Source organism: Capnocytophaga sp. oral taxon 324 str. F0483 (assembly GCF_000318315.2).
In the GTDB taxonomy this organism is placed as follows: domain Bacteria; phylum Bacteroidota; class Bacteroidia; order Flavobacteriales; family Flavobacteriaceae; genus Capnocytophaga; species Capnocytophaga ochracea.
On the sequence record NZ_KB291527.1, the window covers coordinates 1 to 13,108 of the forward strand.

At 38.0% G+C, this 13,108-nt stretch carries 15 protein-coding genes; all 15 read left to right on the forward strand.

Features of this window, described 5'->3' with window-relative positions; translation table 11 throughout:
- Positions 1–766: 766 nt before the first annotated feature.
- Genes HMPREF9072_RS07585 through traK form a run of 15 tightly spaced genes read left to right on the forward strand, consistent with a single transcriptional unit; the run spans position 767 to position 13,108 of the window.
- Positions 767–1,147 carry a hypothetical protein gene (locus tag HMPREF9072_RS07585; RefSeq protein WP_034566309.1) on the forward strand — a complete coding sequence of 127 codons (381 nt, stop codon included), beginning with the start codon at positions 767–769 and terminating at the stop codon, positions 1,145–1,147.
- Positions 1,128–2,627 (forward strand): relaxase/mobilization nuclease domain-containing protein, encoded by a 1,500-nt coding sequence (locus HMPREF9072_RS07590; protein WP_009411136.1) that lies wholly within the window; start codon positions 1,128–1,130, stop codon positions 2,625–2,627. The genes HMPREF9072_RS07585 and HMPREF9072_RS07590 overlap by 20 nt, the downstream gene beginning before the upstream one ends.
- A gap of 1 nt (position 2,628) precedes the next feature.
- Positions 2,629–3,270 carry a ParA family protein gene (locus HMPREF9072_RS07595; RefSeq protein ID WP_009411137.1) on the forward strand — a complete coding sequence of 214 codons (642 nt, stop codon included), beginning with the start codon at positions 2,629–2,631 and terminating at the stop codon, positions 3,268–3,270.
- Positions 3,257–3,541 carry a hypothetical protein gene (locus HMPREF9072_RS07600; RefSeq protein WP_009411138.1) on the forward strand — a complete coding sequence of 95 codons (285 nt, stop codon included), beginning with the start codon at positions 3,257–3,259 and terminating at the stop codon, positions 3,539–3,541. The genes HMPREF9072_RS07595 and HMPREF9072_RS07600 overlap by 14 nt, the downstream gene beginning before the upstream one ends.
- A 12-nt stretch (positions 3,542–3,553) precedes the next feature.
- Entirely contained in the window at positions 3,554–4,081 is a 528-nt protein-coding gene (locus tag HMPREF9072_RS07605; protein WP_009411139.1) for a hypothetical protein, read from the forward strand.
- A 24-nt stretch (positions 4,082–4,105) separates the two neighbouring features.
- Entirely contained in the window at positions 4,106–4,429 is a 324-nt protein-coding gene (locus HMPREF9072_RS07610; protein ID WP_009411140.1) for a DUF4134 family protein, read from the forward strand.
- A 21-nt stretch (positions 4,430–4,450) separates the two neighbouring features.
- A complete protein-coding gene (locus tag HMPREF9072_RS07615) occupies positions 4,451–4,759 on the forward strand; it encodes a DUF4133 domain-containing protein (protein ID WP_009411141.1) in 309 nt (102 codons plus the stop codon).
- 2 nt (positions 4,760–4,761) lie between these two features.
- Positions 4,762–5,208 carry a DUF3127 domain-containing protein gene (locus tag HMPREF9072_RS07620; protein WP_009411142.1) on the forward strand — a complete coding sequence of 149 codons (447 nt, stop codon included), beginning with the start codon at positions 4,762–4,764 and terminating at the stop codon, positions 5,206–5,208.
- An 18-nt stretch (positions 5,209–5,226) separates the two neighbouring features.
- A complete protein-coding gene (locus HMPREF9072_RS07625) occupies positions 5,227–8,259 on the forward strand; it encodes a TraG family conjugative transposon ATPase (RefSeq protein WP_009411143.1) in 3,033 nt (1,010 codons plus the stop codon).
- Positions 8,240–8,905, forward strand: coding sequence for a hypothetical protein (locus tag HMPREF9072_RS07630; protein ID WP_009411144.1), 666 nt, complete (start codon positions 8,240–8,242; stop codon positions 8,903–8,905). Before HMPREF9072_RS07625 ends, HMPREF9072_RS07630 begins: the two co-directional genes overlap by 20 nt.
- Complete coding sequence (locus tag HMPREF9072_RS07635; protein ID WP_009411145.1) at positions 8,905–9,615, forward strand: hypothetical protein; 711 nt, start codon at positions 8,905–8,907, stop codon at positions 9,613–9,615. Before HMPREF9072_RS07630 ends, HMPREF9072_RS07635 begins: the two co-directional genes overlap by 1 nt.
- Positions 9,612–10,298: a hypothetical protein gene (locus HMPREF9072_RS07640; RefSeq protein WP_009411146.1), complete on the forward strand. Its 687-nt coding sequence runs from the start codon at positions 9,612–9,614 to the stop codon at positions 10,296–10,298. The genes HMPREF9072_RS07635 and HMPREF9072_RS07640 overlap by 4 nt, the downstream gene beginning before the upstream one ends.
- A 4-nt stretch (positions 10,299–10,302) precedes the next feature.
- Positions 10,303–11,145, forward strand: coding sequence for a hypothetical protein (locus HMPREF9072_RS07645; RefSeq protein ID WP_009411147.1), 843 nt, complete (start codon positions 10,303–10,305; stop codon positions 11,143–11,145).
- Positions 11,146–11,149: 4 nt separating this feature from the next.
- Complete coding sequence (locus HMPREF9072_RS07650) at positions 11,150–12,478, forward strand: hypothetical protein (protein WP_009411148.1); 1,329 nt, start codon at positions 11,150–11,152, stop codon at positions 12,476–12,478.
- A gap of 15 nt (positions 12,479–12,493) precedes the next feature.
- Entirely contained in the window at positions 12,494–13,108 is a 615-nt protein-coding gene (traK, locus tag HMPREF9072_RS07655) for a conjugative transposon protein TraK (RefSeq protein ID WP_009411149.1), read from the forward strand.

The window sequence follows — 13,108 nt, forward strand, 5'->3', positions numbered from 1 at the left end:
AGGTAGGATAAAATAAGACCTACTTTCCAACAAGGTAGGTTAAAATAATACCTACCTACTGACTAAGGTAGGATAAAATAAGACCTATTTTCCAACAAAATAGATTAAAATAACATCTACCTACCGACTTAGGTAGGATAAAATAAAACCTACTTATGTTTTATAAATAATTGATTTACATTCAAATATATTATTTCTTCAAAAAAAAATAAACAAATATACCTAATATAATGTATATATGTAAATAAAAATATATAGCATACACACCTCTCTTCTTTTTCTGCAACTAAAATCTTCTAAATCTGTAATTCATTATTAATCAGTTATATTTTGCGGTTTTGTATTCGGTCGCGGTTTTAGGGGCAAGATGTGTCTTTGTATATACACAGTTTTGAAAAAACGGTATACAAAGACTCATCTTGCCTTTTAGCTTCTTTGAAAAATTTGTCTATCGTCTGCATTTTTGCAAAGAAGCTAAAAGGGGAGAAAAACTGCGGATCTTGTTTTTCTTTCTGCAATGGAAATAGAAATCATACATCAAAAAATCTTCAAAAATCCAATATTTTACGTTCTAATACGTACCAATAGAGTCTAATAAACACCAATACCGTCTATTTGTGTCTATTTATGTATAAAATAGTCTATTTTTTGAAAAGTAATGTCCATTTGTGCTGTTTATAGTCTATTATAGTCTACACCCCCTCTTCACCTATTGCGCACCTTAAAAATCCTTCCTTACTTTGCCTCAAATTTAAACCTAAAAGCGTTGGAAAAGACACCACTTAACAAATCGAAATACCTTATTCTCAGAATTAGCGAGAGTCAGAAAGAGCGGTGGAAAAGGTTAAGTGCAGAAAGAAAAACTACCCTTACCGATTTGATAATATCAGCGGTAGAAGGTAATATGAACGCACAAGAACGACGCGCGGTTTTAAAGTTCATTGAAAAGCAAGATAACATCTTTGCTAAGATTGAAAACAACATCAATCAGTTTGCCTATGTAGCCAATGCCAAGAAGGAAGTACACAGTGCAGAGCTTATTGCTTTTACCCAGCGTTTAGACGAGATAGTTAGACTCAAGGCTGAACAAAATCAAATCTTTAGGCAGATATATAAACTTATTGCCAATGATAGTAAAAATTCTTAGTTCGGCTAGTAAGGACTTTCACGGAGTGAAATACAACGACAAGAAGGTGCACAATGAGAAAGGCGAGTTAATGCTGATGAAAAACTTTCCTTCGTTTATCAATGAGCACAGTTCGCAGGAGGAAGTCAGAGATTACTTTAAAGCTATCTCACAAGGAGAGCGCACCCAAAAGCCACAGTTCCACGCGGTAATTTCCACCAAGTACCAAGAGCACAGCAAAGAGCAGCTCACTGAGATAGCCGATAATTTTATGCAAGAGATGGGCTATGGGGAGCAACCTTACCTTGTAGTCTTTCACAAAGACACTGAAAATAACCACGTACATATCGTCTCCACTCGTGTAGATAAAAGCACAGGCAAGAAGATAAACGACAGCTTTGAGCGACTCAAATCGCAACAGGCCTTAGCAAAGGCAATGGAAAAAGTACTGGGAACAAATCACCAAGAAGCTATAGACAAGCTCTTGCAGTATAGATTTAGCAACCTTCAGCAGTTAGAAATGCTCCTTACACGCAATGGTTTTAAAGCAGTGCAAAACGAGGAGAATCCTAATCAGGTGGATATATTGCATAATGGAGTTGTTCAGAAGACACTCTCTATTGATAAACTCAATTACCAAGAAAAGCAGAAAGGTGACAAGCGTATCAAGCAAATCAAAGCCTTTATAGATAAGTACAAGGAGTTGTGCAGCAATAAAGTCTTTAAGGTGATAGATGATAGAGCCCAGCAGGGACTGTACGAGAAAAACATACTTCCACAAGAGCCTATCCCACCTCAGATAGAATACGCCAGCGAGTTACAAGAAAAGTTGCGCCAAATCTTTGGGATAGATATTGTTTTTCACTTTAAAGATGATAAACAGCCCTTTGGCTACACACTCATTGACAATAAAAACCAACAGGTGTACAAAGGCAGTGAGATAGCTAAGATGAAAGACATTTTTGAATTTACTGAAGATAGTATTGATAAAAAAGAGTTTGAACGCCTAAAGGACTATAACCTGAGAAGTGATAAGGAAAAGCAAATCCTTATGCAGTACTTGAGTAAGGAAGGAGTAGAACTTAAAGATTTTATGCTCTTTGAGAACAAACGTTTTAAGGGTAAAGATAGCAACCCTGACTTTCAGCAGCTCAAAGAAGATGTAAAACAGCACATTCACAATGCACAGGACGATGATTTTGTCATTTTGGAGCAAGACGACAAGGGTGAGTTTTACACTATACATGAGCGTTATCACCAAATACATAAGTTGTCATTCCTTTTAGGAAAAGAGGAGTACCAAGCATTTTTAATAGGGAAATCCATACACAACACCTCTGAGATTAGAAGCCAAACTGACCTCAAACACAGCCCAAGCGGTAAAATCTCAGAGGCTTTAAACGATGTAACAGACATCTTTAAAGCTTTAGGAAAAAGCACTTATGCTCCACGTGATACTACAGACGATGAACTAAAGAAAAAACGCAAAAAACGAAAATAAAATGGTCATAACATTTGCTACCCAAAAAGGAGGAGTAGGCAAGACTACCTTAGCAGTTGCTTTTGCAAACTACCTCACCTTAGTAAAGAATAAAAAAGTAAAAGCTTTTGACTTCGACTTTCAAAAATCTTTCCATCAAAAATGGGAAGAGGATAAATTGCTTTCTATCCCTGCGCTCTATGATGTAGAGGTGATAGGTGATGAGAACCAAGAAAGTCTTTTAGATTTTCAGACCTTAATGGATATGAAAAAAGAAGAAGAGACAGTATACCTCTTTGACTTAGCAGGAACATTGGACGAGCGTTATATTGATTTGCTCATATACAGCGACTTTATCATCATTCCTTTTGAGTACTCCGATGTGTCAGTAAAATCTACAATGGTATTCATCAACCTATTGGGTATGATAGAAAGCCAAGCCAGTCGTGTGTTCGTGCGTTCCAAGTATGATAAGGGGTATTTTTATCGCAATCAACAGGCAATGGACGAGGAAATTAGCAAGTATGGGAAACTACTATCTACACCTATTTACAAGCGCAACGACTTGCAGAGTATCAATACTCGTCGCCTTTCTTACGAACAAAAGAATGCTGTTAAACAAACGTTTGAAGAACTAATCCAGTACATCAATGAAACCATCTAAATTACCCTTTAACATACAATTGGAGCGGAAATACAACGAAATAAACACAGAGGACTTCCTCAGAGATTGGATAGAAAATGAGGGAAGCAGGCGTGATAGAACCATTAGTATGAGTAATGATTTGCACATTGAGTTAGTGAAGTTCGGCACTTTTGAAGTAGACCTCAATGAAATTATTGACATAGGTTTGCGTTATGCCCTTAGCAAACGAGAGTTTAGGGGAATGATAGCACAACTGATAGCCTATAAAAGTAGTTACTTAACCCATTAATAAAAAACACTGATGACAACATTTTTTCAAATAGTAATTATTGTCTACCTCCTTTATTACGCAGGAAATATTCTATATGATTTGTATTTCAAAAAAGAAAAACTAACAGTAGAGGAGGAAGACAAACAAGAGTTTTCTTTATCGGGTATAGAGCAAATTAAAGTTACCAATGTAGACTTTAACGATGTGGAAGAAATGACTACCAGCAGTAGTACAGAAATAGATGAGAATGATTTATTCCCTTCTACTCCTGATGAGACTGCAACAGTTCCTGATGAAGTCTTAAACGCGATGATGAGAAAACATCAAGAGGAAGAACAACTTAACACTGACAATACCGATAAACCTGAAACAAGTTCAGATAACACTGGTGGAGAAAGCACAGAACTCACTAATGAGCAAAAGCAAGAGCTTTTAAAAGACAATAGAGCACGTTTTAAAGACATTATGAATATGGCAGAGACCAGTGTACAAGTAGTGGTTAGTGGAGAGGGCGAAAATGGCATTAAGGTATACAAAGCCTCAGTTCAACCTAACTGAACTCTAATATTAATTTTTTTCAATATGTTAAACAATCAGAAATCTGTAACAAGAAAGCGACTACTACTCTTGTTACTTTTAGGAGTGTGTGTCACGACTCCTATGTTTGCACAAGGTGCGGGTGCTATTACCGATGCAGCTAATAGTATCAAAAGTTATTGGGGGCCTTTAAAAACGCTCATTATGATGATTGGAGGTATTGTAGGTCTTATTGGAGGTTTACGTATCTACAACAAGTGGACGAATGGCGACCAAGACATCAACAAGGAAATCCTCGGTTGGGGAGGTGCCTGTTTGTTCCTCATCTTAGTGCCTATCTTCGTAGGAGCTTTCTTTGGTTTGAACTAAAAACTAAAAATTGCTTAGCCTATGGGATTCTACCTGTACAAGGGGCTTAAAAAACCCCTTGTCTTTTTCGGACTTAAAGATAAGTACATCTATTACGCCTTAGGTTCAGCCTTAGGAGGACTTATCTGTTTAGCTTCCTTGCCTTCTTTTATTGGTTGGTTTGGTGCTCTTATAGGAGTAGGAATAGGTGTAGGAGGCGTATGGTATACCTTTCATAATCAAAAGACAAAAGGTCTGTATAACAAAATTAAAAACAATGATGAGATACACATCTTTCCTAAAAGATTTAGGAAATCATCACATAAACAACAACAGATTAAATCGTTATAACTATGGAAATACAAGGACGAGTTAAGGAGATTTTTCCTTTAGAGGTTATTGGTAACAATGGCTTTCAGAAAAGAGATTTAGTTATCACCACTGAAGAACAGTATCCTAATGATATTAGCATTCAGTTCACGCAAGGGCGTTGTGCGCTATTAGACAATTTGCAAAAAGGTCAATTGGTAAAAGTACATTTCAACCTTAAAGGGCGTGAATGGATTTCTCCACAAGGAGAAGTGAAGTATTTCAATACAGTAGAAGGTTGGAAAATAGACTTAGTGCAAATGCAACAAGTACCCTATAATTCAAGTCAAGGGCAATTTGTACCTGCACAAACGCAAACTCAGGCAACACCGCCTCCAATGCAACAACAAGCACCACAAGCACAACAGGGTGAGTTTTTTAACTTTTTTGGTAATGCGCCTGCACAATCCGATGATAACATTCCTTTTTAACAAGAAAAGAATATCAAAATGAAGACAAAGGCTTTTGAATTTCCTTTTATAGGGTACGACTATGGCAGTGAGCACGGCTGGAAGTACGATGCGCTTATTGGTCAGTACGGCAATCCTGTGATAGGTATTCGCATTAAAAATATAGTAGAACAATACTCAGCAGACCCTGAACGTTACGAGCAGTTTCACACCATTCTCAACCAAGTGATAGCTATTATCGGGGAAGGACATATAGTGCAGAAAGTAGATATTTTTGCTAAAAAGCGGTATGTATCTGAAAAGGAAAACACCTATCTGCAACAGAAATACTCCGACCACTTTAACGGCCGTATCTACAAAACCATAGACACACTACTGCTTTTCACTGATTTGTTAGACAAGAAGAAAAGTAAGTACAAGTTTTCAGAAAAAACCTATAAGGAACTGCGAGACAAGTGTGAAAAGGTGTTTATGCTGTTAGAGCAAAGCGAGTGTAACCTCGATTGGCTTTTTGAGAAAGACTTTGAGTATTACATTGGAGGTACTCTTACAATGCAGTTTGCCGATGTGCCCGTGTTTGACAATATCAAATCTACCAATGAGTATTTGCGTATAGGCAGCTCATTTGTCAAAACTGTCTCTTTTGTAGATGTAGAAAACATTGAGCTGCCTAATGAAATAGAAACCTATTCACGCTTAGGAGGTAGCAGTACAGTTGCTGATTTGGCAGTAGATAATTTTTCTTTTCTCAACGAGTTAGAAGAATATCAAACAATTGTCTACAATCAGGTAATTGCTATCCCACCCCAAGTAGCACGCCAGCGAGAGTTGGAAAAGAAAATGAAAAAGCACGATGGAGTAGCTAAGAATGCTCCTTCTAATGCCATAGTAGCACAGGAAATACAAGACCTTTTGCACGATATAGCCGTCAATGGGCAGCTCATAGTAGACGCTCACTTTTCGTTGGTATTTGCTTGTGACACCTTGGAGAAAATGGAAAAAACACAGTCCACTATTGAAAGCAAACTTTTTACCAAGGGAATTATCATCTCTAAGAACGCTTACAACCAAATGGAGCTATTTAGGTCGGCTATTATAGGTAATGCGGTAGAACTGCAGGACTATGATTTGTTTACCACAACGAGCGAGGCGGGCTTGTGTTTTTTTTTTAAAGAGAGTTACCCGATAAGTGAAAAATCTAATTTTTACTTGCGTTTTGCAGATAGACAAGGCGTTCCTCTAAAGGTAGACACCTCTGATTTGCCTTATCAAACGGGGCGTATCAACAACCGTAACAAGTTTGTTTTAGGTCCTTCGGGAAGTGGTAAATCGTTTTTGATGAACAATATTGTAGAGCAGTACCTCACTTATAATTACGATGTGGTAATTGTAGACACGGGTGACTCTTATTCAGGGACTTGTTCCTACAAAGGAGGTCGCTATGTGCAGTACACAGAGGAAAAGCCTATTACGATGAACCCGTTTGCAGTAGGTAAAGAAGAGTTTAACATTGAAAAAACTGAATTTCTTACCAATCTCATTTTCTTAATATGGCAAGGAGCTGATGCAACAATGTCCCCCGCTCAGAAATCCATTATAGACAATGCCCTCCTTGCCTATTATCACCAACACTTTGAGGGTGATACCCAATGGTATAAAGCCAAAACAAATGAGGAGCTGTTACTCTACCTTAATAAGTTCAATGTGTATGAAGAAGATTTGGATAGTAACGAGGAAGAGACATATTATGATATACTGGGACTGCCTTTTGATGCCACTACTGAAGAAATTAAGGACAGAGGGCGCAAACTGTTAAAAGAGTATCACCCCGATAAGCGCAAAGAAAAGTTAGACACTAATATGGATGATATGTTTTACAAGATATATGAAGCTTATGATACTCTTTCTGATGAAAATAGGCGCAAAGCCTATAACGAAAGTGCGGCACTTATCTCTGTAAAACGAGAAGTAATAGTGTTAGATGATGAAGATTCAAAAGGTGATAAACAGCGACAAGCGATTGTAAAACGCGTTAAAAAGGTAGCAGAAGAATTTAAAGTACAAGAATTGTCGTTTAATACGTTCTATGATTTTTGTGAGAAGTTCCTACCTGTGTATATGAACAACAAGCACCACCGTATTACCGAGCAGGAGTTCAACCTGCGTACTTTTCTCTTTGTGCTCAAGGACTTTTATCGAGGAGGTCGCTATGGTACCACTCTTAACGAGAATGCCGATAGTTCCTTGTTTTACGAGCCGTTTATTGTATTTGAGATAGACAACGTGAAGGATAATCCTAAACTGTTCCCGATAGTAACGCTTATCATTATGGACACGTTCATTCAAAAAATGCGTTTGCGCAGTGATAGGCGCAAAGCCCTCATTATCGAGGAAGCGTGGAAAGCGATTGCCTCTAAACTGATGGGAGGGTATATCCTCTATCTGTACAAAACGGTGCGCAAGTTTTGGGGAGAAGCGGTAGTAGTTACCCAAGAGTTAGACGATATTATCGGTAATACAGTAGTGAAGGACTCAATTATCAATAACTCCGATACGTTCATACTACTTGACCAAACCAAGTTTAAGGACAATTTCGACCGTATAGCAGCACTACTGTCGCTCAACAAAGTAGAACAAAACAAAATCTTTACGATTAATAACTTGAACAACAAAACAGGCAGAGGGCGCTTCAAGGAATTTTATCTAAAGCGAGGCTCAAAAGGAGAGGTATACGGCAACGAGGTATCTATGGAACAATACCTTACCTATACCACTGAAAAGCCTGAGAAGTCAGCTATACTGTACTATGTAAAGGCGTTAGGCAATTACGATAAAGCTTTAGATGCTTTTGTTGCCGATGTAAAGAAGTACAAAGAGAAGACCGATGCCATATTTGCCTTGGTAAATCTTTACAAAAAACCTTTAGACGAGAAAGTAGTTGCTTTCTTTAAGGAGTTTAAAAAGGAACACTCTAAAGATACCTTAAAGAAATTCGACCAATATGTAAAAGACCAAGAAATACCTTTATCTGAACTTATAAACGCACAACACTATGAAAAACAAGCTGTTTAAATTATTACTTACATCAATGTTGTTGCCTGCAATAGGTGAGGCACAAACTATTTACTTTGACCCTGCAGTAACAGGCTCAATGGCGGGCTATGCTATATCGCTTAAAAACGGACAGAACAAAATAGCTGATGAACAAACCAAACTGCAAAAGGCACAAACCTTTATCAGTAGTCAAATGGCATTAGTCAATCAGGTGCAAGAAAAGGTGTATAAAGGACTTACAGAAGTCTCTACCACCCTTACCAACGGAATGCAACTCAAGAGTATATGGGAGCAGCTCAAGCAATGCCAAGAGTATTCTTCTAATGTACTCACCCTTGCTAAGAAACACCCTCAGTACGCTGTTTTTGGCGCAAAAGCAAGTGAAAAAGCCTATCAAGAAATACTCAAGCTAACCTCAGAGATTAACAGCGTAATTGATAGTAAGGGTAAGAACCTAATGACCGCTGGCGACCGTTACAAGCTGTTAGACTCTATTGAGAGCAAAATACGCTCTTTCAAGATTTGGCTTTTGACTATTCAAATCGGGTTAGAAAATGCTCAGCGTATTGGGTTTTGGAGAGCTATCAATCCCTTTGACCAATACATCAATACCGATAAGGATATAGTAGAAAACATAATGCGAAAATTTAAACACAATTTCTAATGAAAAAGGTTATTTATCTCATCGGAGTATGTACACTGGGTTTTTGGCTTAGTTCCTCAGGAGGAAGAGGGGGAGCTCCTAAAGTTCCCTTAGAAAAAGAATCATTATCCCCCGTGATGATTAACAACGAGGTAGAACGTTCAGTTGATGAAAACAAGCGACAAAAAACGCTCAACAACAAACAAACGCTCAACACAACTACCGAAGCAGTCAATAAAAGCCAATGGGAGAAGTATAAGGAAACAGGGCGCAAGATACAAGACCGCTTGCGGATAGTAGATTTTACCCTGCAAGCAATCCCAACGGGCTATGTAATTAGCGAGCGTGCTAAAGAAATAAAGCAGGTGCAACAGAAGATTTACAGAGAAATGCGCAACGCTCCTGATGTCTTTAGAGAAGCTTTTCCTATTGTATTGCCTAAACAAATCAATTTTGTAGACGATTTGCAAATGGTAACGCGATTTTTAGCAGGTATTGTACTTTCTTATGGGGCTATCAACCAAATGGAACGCGCTGAACGACAAATATTATTGGATTATGCCTTGAGTGAAGTTGATAGACTCTACAACGATTCTTACGCTACTCTTACAGTTATTCGTGAGACAAGCTATGCTATACAACGCAGAAGGAGCTTATTTCAGTACTATATAGACCGAGATAAGGAATTGGCGCAAGATATTTTAAAAAATGTAAAAAGCCTTGGACTATGAAACAACTCACACAACTAATTGTACTCTTTTTCTTTTCTGCAATAACTACCCTGCAAGCACAGAGTAGTTATTATGAGACGGTCATCAACAGTTCTTTATTGGCACATATCAGTGCTAATCACGTAACAAGGGAAGCGAGTTTAGCAAACTTTAATAGTATCTTTAAAAAGCAAAAAGAGTTCTATGAAGAGTCTAACAAAAAGATAGTACAAGTGCTGGCTATTCACGAGAAAATTTACCAAAATCTGTACAACATTAATTCATTGTTCAAACAGAGTAAGCAACTCAAGTATATAGGTATTTACCTTGGGAACGTATTTGAAAACGTACAAAAAATGAACCGAATTGCTATGGAAAACCCTCAGTATGCTTTTTGGGTAAAGAAGCAAACGGACGAGGTTATTAATAAAGCAACATCATTGAGTAATGATTTATATACCCTCACGAAAAAAGAGAATAGAAAACTACTGATGGACTCAGCCGATAGAGATGCGCTTATTGACCGCATTTATATGAAAGTTCGTTTACTCAATGTTTCTATTTTAAACGTTATCAATATCATAGAGTTTAACAAAAGTCGCGCTTACATTTACTCTATCCCTGTATTCAACAATTTTGTAGAGCACGACAAGCAGCTGGCTGAGGAGATTATGCAAAAGTACAGGCGATATAAACATTTTTAATACTATGAAACAAACTATTTTTTATCTGTGCCTATTAGCTACATCTGCAGTCTTTGCTCAGTACAAGGTTACCAAGGTGAAAGATGAAGCCCTCAATGCACAAGAAAAACGACAAGTATTTCAGCAGTGGGGCGATTTTAAACCCGAAGCGCAGTACAAGACTATTTTCGGGATAAAGGTCGGCCCTCAATTGAGCAAGAACCACTCAATGGTATGGGGGTGGCTCTCTTATAATGGGCGCAGGTATAACCACCGATATATGGATGGTCCTGATATTCGTCCGCTTAGTGCTACAGGATTAGAAACCCAACGACAAGCTAAAGCTATGATAATGCAAAAAGAAGCAGAGACTATCAAAAAACACGTGGATAGTATCTATAAACGCAGTCTCAGCGATATGGCACACTGGACTTCCTTAACCGTTAATGCCGACCCGCTGTTTTTGTTGTATTACAAACGAATGCTCACTCCTTTAAAAAACTTTCCTGACAATCCACAGACCTTTTCTCAGTGGGGTTTTAAAGATGAGAAATCTTTTGAAAACGCTAAACGCACAGGACAGTTACAACCTTTGCAAGAAAAGTTAGATATTATCAAAGGGATATACCAAAAGGCAACCACCTTGGATATGCCACGAGGCAAGCGATTTTTGATGTATCACAAGGCTCTGATAGGTTGGCGAGAATTTAAGCGAATGTTACAAAACACAGGTAATATCAACTTATGGTTTTTAGAAACAGAACGACTGCTAAATGAATCCTATAAGGCTACCGATGGTATATCTCCACTAATGGACGATATACAAATAATGGAAGGTATAATGCGAGAATACAAACATAAATTCTAAGTATATGAACTTAAAGAAAATAACAATCATTATAGCAAGTTTGCTTTTTATATTGGCTACTCCAGCCTCTTTGGCACAGCCAAGACCTCCTTATTCAGGAGCAGGAGGCTCAACGGTCATAGGCCCGCCACCACCTAATGCAGCTCAAGGAGCTAAGACCGTAAAATTTATGAAAGGTAGTGGCGACTTTGAGGAGTGGTTTATGGAAGCCTTTACTCACTTAGACACTTTCATTGAAAGTTATGCCTATCAAGCCTCTCTACTGGGAAAAGCTATTGGAGCTTTGGGTATGCTCATTTATTTTTCAATCATAGGTTTTAGAATGCAAAGCGGAAGTGCTGAGTGGGATGTAGAGCCAATGATTAAACCTGTTATTATCGGACTCATACTCATCTACTGGGTGCCCTTTACTCAAATGATACAATACCCATTTTTAAAGCTCGCTGAAATGCCTAAGGGTGTTTTCCAAGAGATTGAGAAGACAACCAATGATCTTCGGACAACTCGCTATACCAAACAAATGCAAGTGCTTGATGCTACTATCAAAGAAAGAGCAGCTCTTATGGCTAAAAAGCAAGACTTTTGGACAAAAGTAGGCAATGGTGATGTAGGAGAAGCCTTTGGTGACCAGTGGGACAAACTCACCGCTCCTATTGAAGATGCCCTTGAAAGACTTAACTATAAAATGCAAAAAGTTATAGGTGAAGCCCTTGAGTTAGTATGCTTAATGATTTTAAGGGTGGGGGTCTATCTCATCTTCTTTATACAGAAGGTATGGTCGTATATACTGATAGTTCTAGGCCCTATAGCTGTCGGTATGTCGCTCATACCAGGGTTTGAAAGTTCTTTGACTAACTGGATTTCTAAGTTCATTAACATCAACCTTTACACCTTTATTGCTTATACGATTATCAATATAGGGCAACAAATTATAATGGCAGGTTACACTATGGATATTACACGCCTTTCAGCTATAGTAGATAACGATGGTAATGTAATTAACCAAGGACTTTTAATGGCTTATACCACTCATAGCGGAATGATGAACTCTGTGATTTTTCCTTGTGTGGGTTATGTGATAACAGGCATAGCTACATTGATGACCCCTGTTATTGCCGATGCTGTTGTTTCAGCAGGAGGCGCAGGAATAATGACTAAAGCTAAAGGAGGTATAAGTAAATTAGCAGGTGCTGGAAAAGCAGGTGGTAAAGCTGTAGGAGGTACTATAAACGCTGGTCGCTCAATGGCTAATAGTGTAAAAAACTCTGTAGCCAATACTACTTTCGACACTGTTAGCAAAAATATCAATAGGATGCCCGATGTACCTAAATAACAAATTCAACTCACAATGATAGTAAAAAACATAGAAAAACGTATCAAAATCAATAAAACAATGGCAATAGCCACCGTAATATTTGCCATCGTTATCGTGATAGTAGGTTTTAGCTATTCCTACAGAATTGTACAGGACTCTCGTAAGTCTATCTATATCTTAGACAATGGAGTTCCCGTATTGGTCAAGCAAACTGATGAGTTATTAAATCGCCCTGTAGAGTACAAGGCACAAGTGGAACTTTTTCACCGCTTGTTCTTTACCTTAGCTCCTGATGATGAGTACATCAATAAAAATATTGATAAATCACTCTACCTTATGGACGACTCAGCGAAGAAAGAGCGCAGTAACCTTACTGAAAAAGGCTGGTATAACCAAATCATCTCCTCTAATGCAACCGTGTCCATACAAACTGATTCTATCAATATTGATTTGAATAACAAGAAGTTTATGTATTACGGCACTCAGATGATTAATAGGAAAACAAGCCTTATCATACGAAAGCTCATTACACAAGGTACTTTTAGAGATATACCGAGAACACCTAACAATGCGCACGGAGTACTATTAGAAAACTGGAATATCTTAGACAATACCGAGCTATCTGTTAAACAAAAATACAGTTATTAG